Source organism: Bradyrhizobium huanghuaihaiense (assembly GCF_007830635.1).
In the GTDB taxonomy this organism is placed as follows: Bacteria; Pseudomonadota; Alphaproteobacteria; order Rhizobiales; family Xanthobacteraceae; genus Bradyrhizobium; species Bradyrhizobium huanghuaihaiense.
The window spans coordinates 15711-34237 of record NZ_VLLA01000010.1; the positions used below are offsets into that span (position 1 = coordinate 15711).

Genomic DNA, 18527 nt, shown 5'->3' on the forward strand with positions numbered 1-18527 from the left:
CGGTTTTTGATTTCGCGCTTTCGTTTTGTACCAATTCGCACAGAAATGCGGTGCGCGGAGTGGCTTACGCACGCCGTGATCTTCACGGTTGGAACGCGGAGACCGACATAAGGTTTGCTTTTTGCGCATCATCGCGCTGCGCTGACGGACGCGCGCTGCATTGGAGGCGCCGCATGAAAGTCATCGTTGATGAAACCGGCGAGGTCATCGCCATAGCAACGGATGATCATATTCTGCTCGGGGGCCACCATCGCCTGGCGGTGGCGGGCAGCATGGGCAAAAGATTGTTCTGGCGAGATACCGGCGAACCCGTGAAGCTTGATCTCTTCTTCAAGCACCATCCGCATGGAAATTCCCGCCGTTCAGCCTGAGCCGTTCGCCCTAGTACCCTTTGAGTGGGTGAAGAACGCGAAGCATCCGGCATAGCGGCGCGTGCAGGATCAGTTCTGAGCCCGCATCCGGTTTGGCGGCTTAGGGGAACCGCCACAAGGCCACTAGACGCCTCAGAAGCTTCCAGACTGGCAGGAATGCAGACGCGTCCCCGCCGTTAGGAGCGATTGAGGGCGCGCCGCCGTCCAACTCGGCAAGCCGCTCGACCAAACCTTCCAGTCGCATCGGTAGCGGCTCGACATCCTCCGCGAGGGCACCACGAAGCCGCTCACCGATCTCCTTGCGGATCGCTTGGCATTGCTCTGGGTCTGGGGAATGGTCAGGCGTGAAGTAGGTTGCAGGGACCTCGACCATGACGGCCACCCTCGGCTTCGTGGGCTTCGTTGCCCGGACTTCCGCGCTCTTGCGCTCACAACGCGCATCGGACTTGCTCAGGTCCGGCACGACCGGATATTTTTGTCATAGGTAAATCTGCGTGGGCGTTAGGCACAATCCGCGTCCGCACAATTCGGTAAAACAGACTGATCTTTCTTCTAGGAACCTACTCGGTTCGGTCCTATTGTTATTCGCATCACCGGCCGAGGCACTGCCCGTAGGCGTCGGTGGCTGAGAGACCGATTGCGCTCCCGCCTGTACAATGAGGGGGATCGCATGCTGGCACACAGCGATATCAGCACTATCAGAGCTGGCTCTTCCGAGATCGCGGAAATCTGCGCGCGTACGCGTGAGACAGTGGCAAACTCTCGGGAAATACTAAAGTCGCCAGCGCCCGGCACTTTCGTTGGTCGCCAGCACTACGCGATCCTATCGCTGCCTGAGCGAGACGAGGATGACACGTCGGCCGTTTCCATCTTGCCCATTGCCAAGGCCGAGGAGCAGTGAGATGGCGATTTACCGCCTACTACAAAACTCCGGCATGAGGCCGGAAGAGATTAGCTCGATCACGGCAGCTTACGAGCAAGCCCTCCACAACCTTTGCGTCAAGGATCGCGATGATCCCCTGACCGAAATGATCGCAAAAAGGATCATCAAGATCGCGCAAACCGATGTCCGTGACCCCGCAGTGATATCGGCTCTGGCGATCAAAGAACTAAAAATGCGGTAGCGGATCGCCCGCGCAAGTAAGCCCTGCCGAAGGATCACCGGGTTTTTCGCTTGCGGCGTGTTTGTTTGCGGCTGAGCCGTTTGGCATTGGCCGCCACCTTCCTTCGATACTGCGCAACAATCTTGTCTCCGGATGCGCCAGCGATCAGGCTTTTACCGGCCTTCGCCGCCGCAAAGATTTTCTCGCTTACCATCAGTTGGGCTTCACGTTGAGCGGCTTTGCCGCCGCGCATTAGCTTCGCCATCCGCAGGCCGATCACGCGGTTGCTTTCCAGCCCGAGCATCATCCAGTTCCACATGCGGCGATATCCTAGCAAGCAATAGCCTCAGATCACATGAACGACCCCGGTGTGAGCAGGGTCCAATCAAAGCCACGTAGCTTATCGCGACGGCAATCGCTGCCGATCATTCTGCCGGTAATGCGCCTCCCTACGAGCTAAAGAGTTCCTTCACCTTGCTCTAGGGAACACCTGAACTGGTAATAGCTCGGCCCCATTTCGCGCCGAATATCAGACCGCTGCTGCTGGGGGCCAAACGGAGATGTCCGATGGGTGCGGCAGGCTTGCGTTTCGCGCAGCTGAAACGATCGTCCCGTGTTCGAGCGGCCGTTGTCGGCGTGCTCGAAGAGTTGCCGTTTGTCTGCCCGGTGGTCGTCGCAATCGGCTCGATGATCATGATCGTGATCAAACTCTGCAAGGATTTGCCGCAGTAACGCGGTCGGAGCTCGAGATCAAAAAAAGCCGAGATTGCGCGACTGCGTCTGGGACGATTGACGCACGATCACCCATGAGCGTCGCCAATCCCTGGGTCGATATGGACCGATGGGTTGCTCTTCTGCAGTGCATCGAGCGCGCGGCGAGCATGCTTCACGGCTTCCATGCTGCCAGCCTTTTCGATTTCTTCCAGGGCCCAAACCAAGAGCTGCACAGCAGCCTCGGCGTGGGGATTGGAAGGATCGGTCATGCTGACGGTGTGCACTGGATTGTAGCTTGGGTCGTCCTTTGCACGCGCATAGAGGACATGCACTGAGCAAGGGTCCGTGCCAAAGTGAACAGTTCACACGGCTAGAGGCCCCAAGCCCATCCGCGGGGCTGGTAGGGGACGAGCCGGGGCCGCCAGCGCACGCTAACCCGACGCATGCGCTGGCAGTAATCTCGGCCTTTGGATTTCTCTTCGTCTGTACGAAATGAACCGGATCGCAGATTAACATTCGAGGCGACCGACTTAGAGGAAAGACGGCCCCGGTTGACCCGGGGGACCCGAGCCGTCCCGCCAACCCTTCAGGCCAGCCCGCGAGAAGGGCCAACGAGCAACCAAATTTCACAGCCGGTGTGTTGTTCCTGCTGGTCCGTGATCAGCCGTGGGCTTCAATGTCGGCCGACCTAATCATTTAAAGCAAGTTGGGCGCGATCAGAACAAAGGCGATCGCGAAGCGTTTATGCCGCGCAACTCAAACCGGAGGTTGTCATGATCAAGAAGGCGTTTTTCGCTCTCATTGTCGCAGCGGTGCTTGCCATGGCGGCTTTCATGGAGGATGGCACGGCGGCGGTTGGCATGGCGGCGGTTGGCGCGGCGGCGGATGGCGCGGCGGCGGATGGGGTGCACCAGCTGTGGGCATAGGTCTCGGCCTTGGGCTAGCCAGCGCGGCAGCTTGGGGACCCGGCTGGGGGTGGGGAGGACCCGCTTGGGGACCCGGCTGGGGAGCGCCGGGTTGGAGTTACGCAGCGTATGGCGGTTGCACACGATGGCGTCGCGTCTGGACTGGCTGGGGTTGGAGGCTCAGGCCAGTGAACGTGTGTTGGTGAGAACTCGTTATTTGAGCAGCTCATGATGCCCGCGCCAAACTCCGGGCCGCTGGCCTTGAGCTGGTAAAGAAACGGCACGTTGATCTTCTCGATATGGATGCACTCGTCTGGACCGGCGGAATGCTGGCGGCGAGTTCGACCAGCTTGCGCGCGGCTGCCTCCGGTCTTGCCGTAGGCGGGGATTACAAGTTAGTCGCGCCCCGCCGTTTGTGAAATAGGGCCTAATAGGGCCCGGCAAGTTTCCGGAGGGCCGTCTGCAACTTCGCAAAAATCGAGAAATACCTTTATTTGAAAATACTTAATCGCACCTCCGCAAGATCGAAAAACAGCTGGCGGAAAGGACCACACGGTTTTGCCGTACGCGCGGCCCGCCATTTCCGCCGCAGTTTTTCCAGCCCCGTCGACGAAGCCGGAAACTTACAGACGAGACGAACCTGTCAGCGCCGTTCGTCCGCGCGCGGCCGCGGGCTCACCGGGGACTACCCTCCCTGCCCGCACCTTTCGCGCCCGACGCTGCCGCGTCCACCGCAAGCCCAGCTCGCGAAAATGACGACCTCATGATCGCCCCTCAAGAATGAGCCGGGATGGGCGACACATACGACATTTCCGAATTTCGGTAAAACGGAATATTTTGCACCGGTCGATTGACCCAGCGATCGCGTGTTTTGCCTGACAGGCAGCCCAAGGTCTTGTAGCCCGGGTGGGCGAAGCGATACCCGGGACAGAATCCACGCCGCCCCCGGATGTCGCTTCGCTCATCCGGGCTACAAGCTGGTCGCGCTATTCCAACGGCGCAATGTCGGCGCCTGCAGGACGTTGATGTGAAAGTGGGAATGCTGCGGACCTAGCTTCCCGACACGACTGCGAAGCGACAAACAAAAAGGAGTGGGTTCCGCTTTCGCGAACCCACTCATGGCAATCCCTGCGAAGCTGTCCGGCCCGACAGCCGCGTCCGAACTCAATGGTCGTAATTGCCGCAGACGGCCGAGGGGCCTCCGCCGGCACAATAGCCCCCAGGGATGTAAGGGCCCGAAGGACGGTTCGGCCCCCGGTAATAGTGGGAGCCGCCGTAATAGGCCGGACCACCGTAATAGCCAGGGCCCCGATCGTAATAATAACGATCCTCGTAATAGTCGCGGCGCCGGCTTTCGGCGATCGCGCCGATGGCCAGACCGGTCGCCGCGCCCATGATGCCGAGGGCGGCAGCATTCGGTCCGCGGCGATAATAACGGCGCCTGGCCGCGCTGAAATCGGTGGCGTCGGACGCAGCGTGGCCAGCGACGGCCGCCTTGGAAGGAGTCCCGGACGAGGCTGCAGCGGACGGCGTCGCGGAGGCCGCGACCAGGGCGAGGCTTGCGAACGCGGCCAGCACCGTATTGCGGCCGGCTGCTGAAATCATAGGGCCAATCATCTTAACCTTCCTCTGTTCTCGCCCAAAGTGACATGTGCAAACGAGCCATAACGCGCAAACCACTGAAATGGTTTCATGATCGCGGCAATCTGCCACGCTTTGAGCGATTGTAAACCGAACGATCCGATGCAGCTTGCGCCACTCAACCTGAGCGGATAATGAACGGCCGCGCCGTTTTTCGGTCGCCGTAAGCGTTTCACGTGAACCAACGCATCAACCGACGCCGTCGGGATCGATGCCAATTTTTGGGTTCAACGTGACTGACGCGTCCTATTCTTCAAGAGAAATCAGATGATTGCGGTTCGCAAACTGCCGGCGCGCTATGCGCCGTTCGTGATGCCATTCGTGCTGTCCATCCTCATGACAGCCGTGGTGTCGATCATTTCGACACTCCGGAGCCTTGGCGCAACGCCAGCGTTCCTGGCGACGTGGCCGGGCGCCTGGGGGCTGTCATGGCTCGTCGCCTTTCCGACGCTGCTGATGGTGCTGCCACTGGTCCGCCGGATCGTAGCCTGCCTTGTCGCGTCCCCATCTCAACCAGGCCGATAGAAGGCGCGGGCGGCGCGCATGAAGCACGCCGTCCCGCTTCCATGATTACTCGACACCTTGGATCGAGCTTCCACTCTCTCTACCCGTTGCCTTGTCGCGACATCGTCGACTGCTGCTCTACATCGCGTCGCGAACCCTGTCGGAATGCTCCTATCAAGTCGCTCACCGCGGCGATTGGCTGGCAGATCTGTGCACGAACCGGCAGCGCCTATTCTCTCGGCCTCGCAGGGCTCGATCATCACGCGGATGGCGATGGGCGCCATACGATCAGCGGCGTGACCGCCGTCTTACTCGGCGCGATGCCGGCGGTAGTTCTCGGCGGCGTCGGCACCATCGATGTGGGGCGATCGTTGTCGTGAATGCGGCCGCGACTACGGGCCCATATCGATCGCGACTATTGTCGCGCCGATTGCAGCAGGACCGGGGCCGCCCGTCGCACCGCGGCATGCGGTGACGACGTTGCCGGCGCCGGCTTGGGCGTCTGGGCCGCAGCCGGACGTGGCGCAGGCACTGGTGCTGCGCTCGTCTTCTGCCCCGCGTTCGACCGGTCGGTCGTTTTCCCGGCGATCTTGTTTTCAGACGCCTTGTCTTCAGGCATCTTGGCGACGAGCCGCGCCATTTGTTCCTGGCCTGCCTTCAACTCATCGGCAAGCCTGAGATTGTCGAGCGACATTTGCTCCTGGTTCGCTTTCAATTGCGCATGGCTCGCCTTGAGCTGATCGATGCCTTGCTGCACGTTTGCGAGATCGCTCGCTAGCTTCTGCAGCAATTCGGTCAACTCCGGCGGGAGCGTGCTGCCGGTTGGCGCGACTACCTCCGGTATGGTTTCGGCGGCAGATGCCGGTTGCGGCGATGCCTCGGCCAATTGAGCAGTCGGGCTCGTCTCAGCTTCGCGCGCCGGCTCTGCTTGCAACTGCGACGATGTCTCAGCGTGCAACGGCGCCCAACCTGCGATCATCTGCCTGACCGTATCACCGTGGGATGATTGCGAGACCAAGGCAGCGATGCCAATCCCCGCAGCCAGCCCGAGACCGACGAGGCCGCGCAGCGCTGGCCCGCCACGCCGCGGGCGACTGCGCACGGGATCGCGCTCCAGCCGGGCAAGCTGCTCGCTGGCGCGCGCGATCTCTTCATCCACGCTCTTGATTTTCTCGAAGGTATGCGTGAGCTCTGCGTCCATGCGCGCGGACAGCGCATAACGCGGCTCGATCGGTGTCGTTACGGAGTTCATTGGCGCTCCCCTTCCCAGCCCAATGTCGCCCGAAGGCGTCCGTCGCATTTGCTTGCCCTGATCATCGCTGACGCGGTTTGTCCAAAGCAAGACGCCTTCAAGGAAATTCGGAGGCCGGGTGACTACGGGTGCCATGGTCCCCTCCCCCAATACCTCTCTCGCCCCCGAGGCCGCAGACCCTTACGACAATGCCCCGAGCACGCCGCGCGTCGCCTTGTCGATCTCCTCGACATAGCGGCGGCGGGCGAAGGTCTCGGTGAGGAAGCCGACCACCTTGCGGCTGTCGGTGGAATCGACAACCGCCAGCATCTCTGCCTCGGCCTCGTCGAACACCGCCATCGCCGATTTCACGTTCATTTCCGGAATCAGCACGATGTCGATCAGCCGGGCCAGCTCGATCACCTGGATGTCGTCGGCGATGGTGTCGAGATCGCTGGAGTACAGGTCGGGCAGCAGGACGAGGCCGACATATTCGTCCGCGTTGTTGACGATGACTATACCGGGCCGCGACCCCAGCGCGAATTCGCGGCGCACGGCCGCGATCGTCGTGGTCGAAGGCACCTTGCCGACATCCGAGCGCATCAGGCGCTCGACCGTGAGATTGCGCAGCCAGCCGACGTCGTTGGCGCTGCGGATGGTCTCGCCGCGCAGATGCAGGCGCCAGGTCGAGAAGGAGTGGCCGAACATGAAGCGCACGCAGATCGAGGTGACGATGCAGCCGGCCAGCACCACGGCGGTGACGTCGACATTGCGGGTCATCTCGAGAACGAGGAACGACATCGTCAGGGGGCCGCCGACGATGGCGACGCCGAGCGTCGCCATGCCCGTCAGCATCGCCACCAGCGGATCGATCACGAAGTTCGGGCTGATCAGCTCCAACAGCTCGGCGAAGAACTTCCCGATCAGACTGCCGACGAACAGCGAGGCGAAGAACAGACCGCCGCGGAAGCCCGAGGCGAGCGAGATCAGGCAGGCCGTCACCTTCAATGCGATGATCAGCGCGATCAGGCCGATCGTCATGTCGTGAAACAGATCGAGCACCATGGCGCCGTGGCCGGCCGCCAGCACCTGAGGCGTGACAATCGCAAAGCCGCCGACGATGAGGCCGCCCGCCACCGGACGGAGCCAGACCGGCAGCCAGGCGAACAGGCGCTCGAACATCGGCGAGGAACGCATCACGGCGATGCCGACGCCGCTGGTGATGAGCGCAAGCCCGATCAGCGCCAGATATTGCTCGACGCCGACGGCGCTGACCTTGGGGATCTCCAATGAATACGGTGCGCCGCCGAGCCATTGCGCGGTCAGCGCGCCCGCCAGCGAGGCCGCGAGGATCGGCGCAGCGCTGCCGACCGAATAGACGCCGACGATCAGCTCGCAGGCGTAGAAGGCGCCGGTGATCGGCGCACCGAACGCCGCCGCAATCGCGGCGGCCGCACCGCAGCCGACCATCAGGCGCAAATCGTTGCGGCGCAGATTGAAGAACTTGCCGAGCAGCGAGGCGATGCCGGAGCCGATCTGGGTATAGCCGGCCTCGAGGCCGACCGACGCACCGCAGCCGTTGGAAATCAGCGTCTGGCTCGACACCACCACGCTGTCGCGCATCGAGAGATTGCCGCCGCGCAGCGCGTTGGCCTCGATCGGGTCGACCGCGTTGGAGATCTTCATGCGCCGCCGCGACCATTCCATGATGCCGAGCGCAAGTCCGCCGAGCGCAGGTGCGAGCAGCGCGGCCCAGGGGCTCACGCGCGCATTGGCCGACAGGCGAACGTCGACGGGGATGCCGTAGATCACCACATGGGCGATCTGCGCGATCTCGGCCATCAGCGTCACGATCGCGCCGGCAAGCGTGCCGATCACGAGCGCCAGCGGGATCAGGTAGAACTCGTTGCTGCGCAGCAGCGCGCGCAGCCGAACCATGGTGCGGTTCGTTCCCTTGCGATCGACGAGACGCCTGAGCCGTACGAACACCTTCTACCCGCCCCTACCCTTCCGACAGGCCGTAGCCGGTCATGCGCTGGCGGACCCGTTCGATCTCGTCGCTGGAAAGCAGCGGCGGTTGTCCGATCTGGAGGCAGCCGTGATATTGCCGCGCGAGCGTCTCGACCTCGACTGCGAGCCACATCGCCTTGTCCAGCGTCTTGCCGATCGCGATCATGCCGTGATGGTCGAGCAGGCAGGCGAGCCGCCCCTCCAGCGCCCGCACCGCATGCTCGGACAGTTCCTCCGTTCCGAAGGTGGCATAGGGCGCGCAGCGGATGCTGTCGCCGCCGGCAGCCGCGATCATGTAGTGCACGGGCGGGATCTCCATGCCCATGATCGCCAGGATGGTGCAATAGGTCGGATGGGCGTGGACGACGGCGTTGACGTCGGGCCGCGACTTCAGGATGTCGCGATGGAAGCGCCATTCGCTGGACGGCTTTTGATGGCGTGCGTGCGAGCCATCCATCGCCATGAACACGATCTGCTCGGGCGTCATGGCGTCGTAGGGCACGCTGGTCGGCGTGACCAGAAGCCCGTCCGCATGCCGGACACTGATATTGCCTGAGGTGCCCTGGTTGATGCCGAGCGCGTTCATGCGACGGCAGGCGTCGATGATGGCCTGTCTCTTGGCGAGTTCGTCCGCTGTCATCGACATCCCGATGTCCTGGCGCTGGTGAAAGGGGAAGTACGTCAAAGCAACGTGGCAGTGCAAGCGAAAGCGACCGGTCCGTCCCACCGCTGGACGGCGCGCATGCCCGCTCTCGAAATAGGTCGTAAAATCAACAAATTAACAGATTGTCGCAGGCCTAGGCGAGGCTCGCCCGGACGGCCGCTATGCCGTTGATCACGAACTGCACCGAATAGGCCGCGAGCAGCATGCCGAGCACACGCGAGAGCACGGCATTTCCGGTGCGCCCGAGGGTGCGGGCGATCAGGTTTGCGGAGAGGAAGCAGAGCATGCAGAGCAGGCACACCGCGAGCACAATCGCGATGATGATCGCGAGCCGCGCGCCGTAGCCGGCGTCGCCCGACAGCAGCAGCGTGGTCGCGATCGCGCCGGGGCCGGCCATCATCGGGATGGCCAGGGGAAACACCGCGACGTCGGAGGCATGCTCCGAGGTCGCCTTGTCGGCCTCGCGCGCCTCGCGATGCGGACGGTCGCCGAAGATCATCTGGTAGGAGACGCCGAACAGCAGCAGCCCGCCCGCGATCTGGAAGGCGGGGATGCCGATCCCGAGCTGGCGGAGCAGCCAGTTTCCGACCAGCGCGATCACGACCAGGATCGAGGCCGCGATCAGCGGCGCCCGCAGCGCGATCGTCCGCTTGACCTTGTCAGGCATGCCGGAGGTCGCGGCCAGGAAGGCCGGCGCAAGGCCGACCGGATCGACCACCAGCAGCAGCGTCACGAAGGCGGACAGGGCGAAGTCGAGCATTGGAAAGCGTCTCTGGCGTAGCTCAGGCAGGAAGCCATAGCGGCTCGCGGCCGCCTTCGCGAGGAACATTTGCCCATCCCGACTCTTGATCGCCTGTGGATTTGAGGAAGGCGACGCCTTCCCGTGTCACCTCAAGAGGAGGATGTATGGCTAGACGAGCGAAGAAACGCACGAGCAAGACCGCGGCGCGCCGGCCGCGTCAGGCGCCGAAGATGCTCAGCGACCTGTTCCTGGCAACGCTGAAAGACATCTATTTCGCCGAGAACAAGATCATCAAGACCCTGCCCAAGATGGCCAAGGCCGCGCAGTCGAAGGACCTCACGGCTGCCTTCAACAAGCATCTGCGCGAGACCCAGGGGCAGGTCAAGCGTCTCGACCAGATCTTCAAGATGCTGGGCAAGCCCGCACGCGGCAAGCCTTGCGAGGCCATCAACGGCATCGCGGACGAGGGCGCCGAGATCATGAAGGAGTTCAAGGGAGCCCCCGCCCTCGACGCCGGACTGCTCGCAGCGGCGCAATCGGTCGAGCATTACGAGATCTCCCGCTACGGCACGTTGCGCACCTGGGCCGAGGAGCTCGGCATGCAGGACGCAGCAAGGCTGCTCCAGGAGACGCTGGACGAGGAAGAGGCGACCGATCGCACGCTGACCGAGCTCGCCACCTCCGTCATCAACCTCGAAGCGGAAGACGAGTATCGCGCCGCTGCCTGATGCCGCGCGGCGCTCTCACGACAGAACGCCGCGGCCAGGCCGCGGCGTTTGCTTGTTGGATCGCACGATGGCGCATGGCACGTCAGCGCCACTGCACTGGATTTCCGGGGAACCAGCCCCATATGCAGGCTTTCCCAGCCCGAGTCCGCATCATGCAACCCAAAAATCCCCTCGACTGGATGCTGTCCGAAGCCCTGGACTCGCTGACCCGCGCCGAACGGCTGCGGCACCAGTTCGGCCGCCAGGAAGCCTGCTGGGAGCCGCCGATCGACGTGCTCGAGACCGAGCATGAGCTTTTGATCCTGGTCGCGCTTCCCGGCGTCAATCCGGACAATGTCGAGACCGTCATCCATGACGGCGTGCTCGTGATCTCCGGCCAGCGCACGCTTCCGCCGGAGCTTCGCAACGCCCGCATCCACCGGCTCGAGCTGCCGCAGGGGCGTTTCGAGCGCCGCATCGCATTGCCCCTTGGCCGCTACGCCATCAGCCGCTTCGTGATGGACGGCTGCGTCGCACTGCGCCTCGCCAAATCCTGAGGTCGATCATGGCCACCGAACAGATGAATACCGCACAGACCAATTCCCAAAACGGCTCCGACGTGAAGATCCCCGAGGACGCACTGATCATCATTCCCGTGCGCGAGATGGTGCTGTTCCCCGGCGCCATCGCGCCGATCGCGATCGGCCGCGCGAAGTCCATCGCCGCCGCGCAGCAGGCGCTGCGCGAGCAGCGCCCGGTCGGCATCGTCCTGCAGCGCAGCCCCGAGATCGAGGAGCCCGGCCCGGACGATCTCTACCGGGTCGCGACCATCGCCAACATCGTGCGCTACATCACCGCGCCCGACGGCACGCATCACATCGTCTGCCAGGGCGTGCAGCGCGCGCGCATCCTCGACTTTCTGCCGGGGACGCCGTTCCCGGCTGCGCGGATCCAGCAGATTCCGGAGCCGACCACGAGCTCGCCCGAGATCGAGGCGCGTGCGCTGAATTTGCAGCGCCAGGCCATCGAGGCGATCGAGCTGCTGCCGCAGGCGCCGCCCGAGCTGGTCGCGATGTTCCAGAGCACGAGCGCGCCCGGCGCGCTGGCGGATCTGGCGACCTCGTTCATGGACATCAAGCCGCAGGACAAGCAGGAGGTGCTGGAAACCATCGACCTCGCGCTGCGCGTCGAGAAGGTGTCGAAGCATCTGGCCGAGCGGCTGGAGGTGCTGCGCATCACCAATGAAATCGGCCAGAAGACCCGCGCCACGTTCGACGAGCGGCAGCGCGAGGCGATCCTGCGCGAGCAGATGGCGACCATCCAGCGCCAGCTGGGCGAAGGCGACGGCAAGGCCGCCGAGGTCACCGAGCTGACGGCCGCGATCGCCAAGGCCAACATGCCGCCGGAGGCGGAGGCGCATGCCAAGAAGGAGCTGCGCCGCTACGAGCGCATGCCCGAGGCGGCCGGCGAAGCCGGCATGGTCCGCACCTATCTCGACTGGCTGATCGAGCTGCCCTGGGCGCTGCCTGCGGAGAAGCCGATCGACATCAAGGAGGCACGCCGCATCCTGGATGCCGATCACTTTGGCCTGGAGAAGATCAAGAGCCGGATCATCGAATATCTGGCGGTGCGCAAGCTCGCTCCGCAGGGCAAGGCCCCGATCCTGTGCTTCGTCGGCCCGCCCGGCGTCGGCAAGACCTCGCTCGGCCAGTCCATCGCACGCGCGATGGATCGCCCCTTCGTGCGCGTCAGCCTGGGCGGCGTGCATGACGAGGCCGAGATCCGCGGTCACCGGCGTACCTATATCGGCGCGCTGCCCGGCAACATCATCCAGGGCATCAAGAAGGCAGGCAGCCGCAACTGCGTCATGATGCTGGACGAGATCGACAAGATGGGCCGTGGCGTGCAGGGCGATCCCTCCGCAGCCATGCTGGAGGTGCTCGACCCCGAGCAGAACGGAACGTTCCGGGACAACTACCTGGGCGTGCCCTTCGACCTGTCGCGCGTGGTGTTCATCGCGACCGCCAACATGCTGGATCAGATCCCGGGTCCACTCCTGGACCGCATGGAGCTGATCAGCCTCGCCGGTTACACCGAGGACGAGAAGCTGGAGATCGCGCGGCGCTATTTGGTGCGGCGGCAGCTGGAGGCCAACGGCTTGACGGCCGAGCAGGCCGAGATCGAGCCGGAGGCGCTGAAGCTGATCGTCAAGGGCTACACCCGCGAAGCCGGCGTGCGTAACCTCGAGCGCGAGATCGGCAAGGTGTTCCGCCATGCCGCGGTGCAGGTCGCCGAAGGCACGACTACCAAGGTCGTGGTGAGCCCGAAGGACATCGCCACCGTGCTCGGCCAGCCGCGCTTCGAGGGCGAGATCGCGCAGCGCACCAGCATTCCGGGCGTGGCCACCGGCCTTGCCTGGACGCCGGTCGGCGGCGACATCCTGTTCATCGAGGCCTCGCGCGTGCCCGGCCGCGGCGGCATGATCCTGACCGGCCAGCTCGGCGAGGTCATGCGCGAGAGCGTGCAGGCTGCGCTGACGCTGGTGAAGAGCAGAGCCTCGCAGCTCGGCATCGATCCGTCCGTGTTCGAGAAGAGCGACATCCACGTTCACGTTCCGGCGGGTGCGACCCCGAAGGACGGACCGAGCGCAGGCGTCGCCATGTTCACGGCGCTGACGTCACTGCTCACCAATCGTACGGTGCGCAGCGACACCGCGATGACCGGCGAGATCTCGCTGCGCGGCCTGGTGCTGCCGGTCGGCGGCATCAAGGAGAAGGTGGTGGCTGCGGCCGCCGCCGGCTTGAAGCGGGTGATGCTGCCGGCGCGCAACAAGCGGGACTATGACGACATCCCGCAGAGCGCACGGGACAATTTGGAATTCATCTGGCTGGAGCGCGTCGACGAGGCCATCGCCGCAGCGCTCGAGCCGGCGGAAGCCCAAGTCGATGCGAACGTCGAAGCGGCGGAGTGATGCGATGAAGAAACTGCTGGAAGAAGCGAAGAGATCGCGGAAGACGCAGCGGCTGCGCCAGCTGCTCGATCGCGCCATCGACCGGGTTCGCGATGCGCTCGCAGGCCCCGGGCCGCGGCTTCAGCCGGTCCCGGTCCGGGTGAAGCGCCGCAAGGGTTGAGCCCTCCGTCTCAGGCCCTCGCGGCTGCCCCAAATAAAAGGCCCCCTCGTTGCGAGGGGGCCTTTGCGTTTATCAGGCCACGGCGTCCTTGGCAGCCTTGACCGGGCGGGCGCGGACGATCTTCCGGGCCGGCTTGGCCTTGAACATCATCTCTTCACCCGTGAACGGGTTGGTGCCCTTGCGCGCCTTGGTCGCGGGCTTCTTGATGACCACGAACTTGGCGAAGCCCGGCACCAGGAACAGGCCGTTCTTCTTGAGCTCCTTGTGACCGACGTCGGTCAGCGTCTCCATGACGCTCTTGACGTCGCGCTTGGAAAGCTCGGTGGCGGTCGCAATCTTTTCGATCAACTGCGATTTGGACATTTGGGCTGGCATCGTGTCTCCTCTGATTCGTTGCCGGTTGCATATTAGACCAAGCGGCGAAGGCCTATAGCCTTCTGCACAGTTTTGTCGCGATTTTACGGGCTTTTTTGGCCCCCTGTGGCAAAAAACCCTGCTTTTTAGCTACTTCCGGAGCGGAAGAAGCCTCGGGCAGCGGATTTTACCTTGTTTCAAAGGCCCGCACGCAACCTTGCTAAAGCTGATTCGCGGCTTTCGACAAGCGACGACCGAACGTCAGCACGCGATTCACCCTGAAAAATAAGGGTGGATCGCACTGCAGCCGCTTTTTCTCCCCGTTTTTACGGGGAGAAGTGAAGAGGAGGAGGCTAGACGCGCTCGATGATGATGGCGGGCGCCATGCCGCCGGCGGCACACATGGTAACGAGACCGCGCCTCAAGTCGCGCCGTTCGAGCTCGTCGAGCACGGTGCCGATCAGGATCGAGCCGGTCGCGCCGATGGGATGGCCGAGTGCGATCGAGCCGCCATTGACGTTGACCTTGGCGCGGTCGAGCTTGAGGTCGCGGATATATTTTTCCGCCACCACCGCAAAGGCCTCGTTGATCTCGAACAGATCGATGTCGTCGATGGAGAGGCCTGCCTTGGCCAGCACCTTTCGCGTCGCCGGCACCGGCGCGTTGAGCATCAGGGTCGGCGAGTCCCCCATATTCGCCATCGCGACGACACGGGCGCGGGCTTTAAGGCCATGCGCCTTGGCATAGGCAGGCGAAGCCAGCAGGATCGCGGCGGCGCCGTCGACGACGCCGGATGAATTGCCGGCGTGATGCACGAAGTCGATCTTCAGGTCCGGATATTGCTGCAGGATCAGGCCGCGATAGGTGGTGCCCTTGTCGTCGAGCGCATAGTCGGCGATGGCAGGGAACGCCGGCTTCAGGCTGCTGAGGCCTTCCATCGTGGTCTGTGGGCGCGGATATTCCTCGTGGTCGAGCGCGAGGCTGCCGTCCTCGCGATGCACGGGCACGAGGCTCTTCTTGAAGTGGCCGTTCGCCATCGCGTGCGCGGCGCGCTTCTGGCTTTCGAGACCGAGCGCATCGACGTCATGGCGCGTGATGCCTTCCAGCGTCGCGATCGCGTCGGCGCAGACGCCCTGATGCGACTGCGGATGCTTTGCCCGCAGGCGCAGATTGCCGGAGTCCATCATCATCGGCCCGCCGCCGCGCCGTCCTTCCATCGACATCATCTCGCAGCCGCCGGCGATGACGAGGTCTTCGGCGCCCGCCATGATCGAGGATGCCGCCATGTTGACGCTGGTGATGCCGGAACCGCAGAAGCGATCCAGCGTCACCGCGCTGGCGCGCACGTCATAGCCGGCATCGAGCGCCGACATGCGGCCGAGATCGCCGCTTTGCGTTGCGACCTGCGCGCTGCAGCCCCAGACGATGTCGTCGACGTCGGCGGTATTGATGCCGGTGCGCTCGGCGAGCGCACGCAGCACGGTTGCACCGAGCTGCTGCGGATGAATCCCCGAGAGTGCTCCCTTGCCGGCCTTGCCGACGCCCCGCGGGGTACGGCAGGCATCGATGATCAGCGCGTCGGTCATGGGCGTTGTCCTCTTGTTATGAGTGTTGAGGACGTTTTGAATAAGGGGGAGAGTGGTGTCAATGCGGGACCCCTGCCCTTCGCCTCTCCCCGCTTGCGGGGAGAGGTCGGATTTTACGCGCAGCGGAAAATCCGGGTGAGGGGGAGCTTCGGCAAGGACGGTGACAGATGGACTCGCGGAGAGAGCCCCTCACCCCTACCCTCCCAGCGCGAGCGACGCTCGTCGCGCCCCCGTAAGAACGGGGAGAGGGAGAAGAGCTACACCCCCGCCGCGTTCTTCGCGATCACGTTGCGATAGAAACTCGCGCTCAGCTTTGCGGTGCGGACCTGGGTGTCGAAATTGACGTGGTAGAGGCCGAAGCGCTTGCTGAGGCCGAACACCCATTCGAAATTGTCCATCAGGCTCCAGAGGAAATAGCCGCGCACCGGCACGCCCTCGGCGGTGGCGCGCTGCAGCTGGGCGAGATAGTTGCGCAGGTACATGATGCGGTCGGTGTCGTAGATCTTGCCGTCGGGCGAGACCACATCGTCGCCGGAGGTGCCATTCTCGGTGATGTAAATCGCGTCCGTCTTCCAGATCTTCGCCGCAAGCTTCGGCACCCAGTACATCGTCTCTGGCGCGATGCGCAGCCAGTCCGAACTCATGTGCGGGAACGATTTCGGGATCGGCAGCGGCCTGAAGCCCGCACCCTCCTCGGACGGAACCACATAGTTCTGCGGCGCGTAGATGTTGAGACCGAGGAAATCGACCGGCGAGGAGATGATCTTCAACTCGGCGTCGGTGTATTTCGGCGCATCGGCGCCGGCATATTTCAGGAAAGCGTCGGTGTAACGGCCTTCCATGATGACGTTGAGATAGCCGGCATTCATCTCGCGCAGCGCGATCTCGGCGGCAACGACATGCTCGGGCGTGTCGATGGCGGGAACGCAGACGTCGATGTTTTCGGCAGGTCCCACCCTGGTGCCGTGGCGGCCATGGGCCCGCACCGCCTGCACCGCGAGCCCATGCGCGAGCGCGCTGTTGTGCCTGATCTGGTTGACCTCTCGTTGCGGCAGCGTCAGGCCGGGCGCGTCGATGCCGAGGCCATAGCCGAACTGCACGAAGCGGCCGCTCTCGTTCAGCGTGAACACGTTCTTGACGCGATCGGTCAGGTGCTCGGCGACATAGGCCGCATAGTCGCCGAAGATCTTGCAGGTCTCGGTCGAGCGCCAGCCGCCGAAGCGGTCCTGCAGCGATTGCGGCAGGTCCCAATGATAGAGCGTCGCCCACGGCTCGATGCCGTTCCTGAGCAGCTCGTCGATGAGGCGATTGTAGAAGTCGAGCCCGCCAGCGTTCGGCTTGCCGTCCCCATCCGGGAACACCCGCGGCCAGGCGATCGAAAAGCGATAGGCTTTGCAGCCGAGCTCCTTGATGAGCGCGATATCTTCCTTGTAGCGGTGGTAGTGCTCGTTGGCGCGGTCGCCGGTCGAGCCGTCCTCGATCTTGCCGGGGATGCGCACGAACTTGTCCCAGATCGAGACCCCTCGCCCGCCCTCATTGACCGCGCCCTCGACCTGATAGGACGAGGTCGCCGTGCCCCAGAGAAAGCCTGCCGGAAAGCCGCTCTCGCGCGACGCCGCGGCCGCCGCCTTGGCGTCGGCGCCGTCCAGAGGGTTTGCGATTGCTGCCGCGGACAATCCCGCCAGCGCGGCAAACTGGCGACGCGAGACCTTGTCCGACATGTGATGCTGCCCCGAAATGGTTGTTGCAGCCGCACAATGACCGGTCACGGGCAATTTGAGAAGCAGTGGAGGCAGGAGCTGACGATGCAAAAATGCAGAAGCGCGCCCCCGCGCCGCAGCGCACTATTCAGGCTCGATGCCGAGCCCCTGGATGATCTTGCCGGACGAGGCGAGCTGGTCGTCGAGGAAGCGTTTTGCGCCTGCCGTCGTGACGGCATCGCCGACACGGACATCGAAGCCGAGCGTCGGCGCGCGCTCGCGCACATCGGACGATTCCAGGGCGCGTGCAATCTCGGCGCTTAGTTTTTCGACGATATCGGCCGGCGTGCCGACCGGGGCCATGAACATGAACCAGCCCTGGAGATCGACGCTTTGCAGCATCTCCGCGATCGCAGGAACGTCCGGCAGGGAGTCGACCCGTTTGGAACCTGCAACGGCAACAGGTCGCAGCGTACCTGCCTTGATGAAGGCCTCGGCGATGGATGCCGATTGGATCGTCACCTGGATACGGCCGGAGATGGCGTCCTGCACCGCATTCGTGGTCGTATTGTAGGGGATGAGGACAAAACCGGTCCCGGCGCTCTTGTTGATGGCTTGAGCGATCAGGCCCGAGAGGTTGCGCGCACCGTCGACGGCGAGGCTCAGCGAACCTGGCGCCGATTTTTCGAGCTTGATCAATTCCGGCAGCGTATTGGCCTTCACCTCGGGATTGACGAGGAGGACGTGGTTGCTTTTGGCCACCATCGCGACCGGCACGAAGTCTTTCACGGGATCGTAGGGGAGCTTCTTGAATGTGTAGGGATTGGTGACGAGCGCCGCCGATGTGGCGAACAGGAACGTGTAGCCGTCTGGCGCTGCACGGGCGACCGCCTGCGTGCCGACCAGGTTTGCGGCGCCCGGACGATTCTCGACGACGAACTGCTGCCCGAAGGTCCGGGAGAGTTTTTCGGTGATGAGGCGACACATCACGTCCGGGCTGTTGCCCGCCGGCTGCGGCACGACGACGGTCACGGGCCTCTGCGGCCACGATTGCGCGAAGGCCGGAAGAGAGAAGCAAAGCGCAACGCCGGCGAGCAGCAGACGACGGGATAGTCCGGACATGGGTGTTCCTCCCTGAAAGATGCCGCTTTGCGGGCTTTATTG

Annotated in this window: 20 protein-coding genes; 9 read left to right on the forward strand and 11 right to left on the reverse strand. The window is 63.7% G+C overall.

Annotation, left to right across the window (positions count from 1 at the left end; translation table 11 throughout):
* Nucleotides 1–173 precede the first annotated feature (173 nt).
* Nucleotides 174–371, forward strand: coding sequence for a hypothetical protein (locus IQ16_RS20620; protein WP_080648101.1), 198 nt, complete (start codon nucleotides 174–176; stop codon nucleotides 369–371).
* A 902-nt stretch (nucleotides 372–1273) separates the two neighbouring features.
* Nucleotides 1274–1495 (forward strand): hypothetical protein, encoded by a 222-nt coding sequence (locus IQ16_RS20625; protein ID WP_018644879.1) that lies wholly within the window; start codon nucleotides 1274–1276, stop codon nucleotides 1493–1495.
* A 34-nt stretch (nucleotides 1496–1529) separates the two neighbouring features.
* On the opposite strand, the gene IQ16_RS20630 is transcribed toward IQ16_RS20625, so the two are convergent.
* Nucleotides 1530–1793: a hypothetical protein gene (locus tag IQ16_RS20630; protein ID WP_018644881.1), complete on the reverse strand. Its 264-nt coding sequence runs from the start codon at nucleotides 1791–1793 to the stop codon at nucleotides 1530–1532.
* 248 nt (nucleotides 1794–2041) lie between these two features.
* Here IQ16_RS20630 and IQ16_RS45710 point away from each other — a divergent pair, with 248 nt between their 5' ends.
* Complete coding sequence (locus IQ16_RS45710) at nucleotides 2042–2206, forward strand: hypothetical protein (RefSeq protein WP_018644883.1); 165 nt, start codon at nucleotides 2042–2044, stop codon at nucleotides 2204–2206.
* A gap of 68 nt (nucleotides 2207–2274) precedes the next feature.
* Here the strand turns inward: IQ16_RS45710 and IQ16_RS20635 are convergent, their stop codons facing one another.
* Entirely contained in the window at nucleotides 2275–2520 is a 246-nt protein-coding gene (locus IQ16_RS20635; protein ID WP_244635776.1) for a hypothetical protein, read from the reverse strand.
* Nucleotides 2521–2961: 441 nt separating this feature from the next.
* Here IQ16_RS20635 and IQ16_RS45220 point away from each other — a divergent pair, with 441 nt between their 5' ends.
* Complete coding sequence (locus tag IQ16_RS45220) at nucleotides 2962–3114, forward strand: hypothetical protein (RefSeq protein ID WP_018644886.1); 153 nt, start codon at nucleotides 2962–2964, stop codon at nucleotides 3112–3114.
* A 1143-nt stretch (nucleotides 3115–4257) separates the two neighbouring features.
* Here IQ16_RS45220 and IQ16_RS20645 read toward each other — a convergent pair.
* On the reverse strand, nucleotides 4258–4698 hold the full coding sequence (locus IQ16_RS20645; protein ID WP_260389312.1) for a hypothetical protein: 441 nt from the start codon (nucleotides 4696–4698) through the stop codon (nucleotides 4258–4260).
* Nucleotides 4699–5001: 303 nt separating this feature from the next.
* On the opposite strand from IQ16_RS20645, the gene IQ16_RS20650 reads away from it, so the two are divergent.
* Nucleotides 5002–5259: a DUF2798 domain-containing protein gene (locus tag IQ16_RS20650; protein WP_018647942.1), complete on the forward strand. Its 258-nt coding sequence runs from the start codon at nucleotides 5002–5004 to the stop codon at nucleotides 5257–5259.
* A gap of 394 nt (nucleotides 5260–5653) precedes the next feature.
* Here IQ16_RS20650 and IQ16_RS20660 read toward each other — a convergent pair whose 3' ends face one another.
* The 4 genes from IQ16_RS20660 to IQ16_RS20675 all read right to left on the reverse strand — a co-directional run bounded on the left by IQ16_RS20660 (nucleotide 5654) and on the right by IQ16_RS20675 (nucleotide 9903).
* The gene (locus IQ16_RS20660; protein WP_018647941.1) at nucleotides 5654–6490 is read right to left on the reverse strand and encodes a hypothetical protein; all 837 of its coding nucleotides are present in this window, start codon (nucleotides 6488–6490) and stop codon (nucleotides 5654–5656) included.
* 180 nt (nucleotides 6491–6670) lie between these two features.
* On the reverse strand, nucleotides 6671–8458 hold the full coding sequence (locus IQ16_RS20665; RefSeq protein ID WP_018647940.1) for a chloride channel protein: 1788 nt from the start codon (nucleotides 8456–8458) through the stop codon (nucleotides 6671–6673).
* A 13-nt stretch (nucleotides 8459–8471) separates the two neighbouring features.
* Nucleotides 8472–9125 (reverse strand): L-fuculose-phosphate aldolase, encoded by a 654-nt coding sequence (locus IQ16_RS20670; protein ID WP_018647939.1) that lies wholly within the window; start codon nucleotides 9123–9125, stop codon nucleotides 8472–8474.
* 151 nt (nucleotides 9126–9276) lie between these two features.
* On the reverse strand, nucleotides 9277–9903 hold the full coding sequence (locus IQ16_RS20675) for a MarC family protein (RefSeq protein WP_026312812.1): 627 nt from the start codon (nucleotides 9901–9903) through the stop codon (nucleotides 9277–9279).
* Between the two features lie 146 nt (nucleotides 9904–10049).
* Between IQ16_RS20675 and IQ16_RS20680 the strand changes: the two genes are divergently transcribed.
* The 4 genes from IQ16_RS20680 to IQ16_RS45715 all read left to right on the forward strand — a co-directional run bounded on the left by IQ16_RS20680 (nucleotide 10050) and on the right by IQ16_RS45715 (nucleotide 13723).
* A complete protein-coding gene (locus tag IQ16_RS20680) occupies nucleotides 10050–10613 on the forward strand; it encodes a YciE/YciF ferroxidase family protein (protein WP_018647937.1) in 564 nt (187 codons plus the stop codon).
* Nucleotides 10614–10765: 152 nt separating this feature from the next.
* On the forward strand, nucleotides 10766–11149 hold the full coding sequence (locus tag IQ16_RS20685) for an Hsp20/alpha crystallin family protein (protein WP_018647936.1): 384 nt from the start codon (nucleotides 10766–10768) through the stop codon (nucleotides 11147–11149).
* A gap of 8 nt (nucleotides 11150–11157) precedes the next feature.
* Nucleotides 11158–13563: an endopeptidase La gene (gene lon / locus IQ16_RS20690; protein ID WP_018647935.1), complete on the forward strand. Its 2406-nt coding sequence runs from the start codon at nucleotides 11158–11160 to the stop codon at nucleotides 13561–13563.
* 4 nt (nucleotides 13564–13567) lie between these two features.
* Nucleotides 13568–13723, forward strand: a complete 156-nt coding sequence (locus IQ16_RS45715; protein WP_018647934.1) for a hypothetical protein — start codon at nucleotides 13568–13570, stop codon at nucleotides 13721–13723.
* A 72-nt stretch (nucleotides 13724–13795) separates the two neighbouring features.
* On the opposite strand, the gene IQ16_RS20695 is transcribed toward IQ16_RS45715, so the two are convergent.
* The 4 genes from IQ16_RS20695 to IQ16_RS20710 form a co-directional block, all read right to left on the reverse strand.
* Nucleotides 13796–14098 carry an HU family DNA-binding protein gene (locus IQ16_RS20695; protein WP_008139488.1) on the reverse strand — a complete coding sequence of 101 codons (303 nt, stop codon included), beginning with the start codon at nucleotides 14096–14098 and terminating at the stop codon, nucleotides 13796–13798.
* A gap of 332 nt (nucleotides 14099–14430) precedes the next feature.
* Nucleotides 14431–15663, reverse strand: coding sequence for an acetyl-CoA C-acetyltransferase (locus IQ16_RS20700; RefSeq protein ID WP_018642709.1), 1233 nt, complete (start codon nucleotides 15661–15663; stop codon nucleotides 14431–14433).
* Between the two features lie 257 nt (nucleotides 15664–15920).
* Nucleotides 15921–17384, reverse strand: a complete 1464-nt coding sequence (locus IQ16_RS20705) for a GH1 family beta-glucosidase (protein WP_018642708.1) — start codon at nucleotides 17382–17384, stop codon at nucleotides 15921–15923.
* A gap of 123 nt (nucleotides 17385–17507) precedes the next feature.
* A complete protein-coding gene (locus IQ16_RS20710) occupies nucleotides 17508–18485 on the reverse strand; it encodes a Bug family tripartite tricarboxylate transporter substrate binding protein (RefSeq protein ID WP_018642707.1) in 978 nt (325 codons plus the stop codon).
* Between the last annotated feature and the right edge of the window lie 42 nt (nucleotides 18486–18527).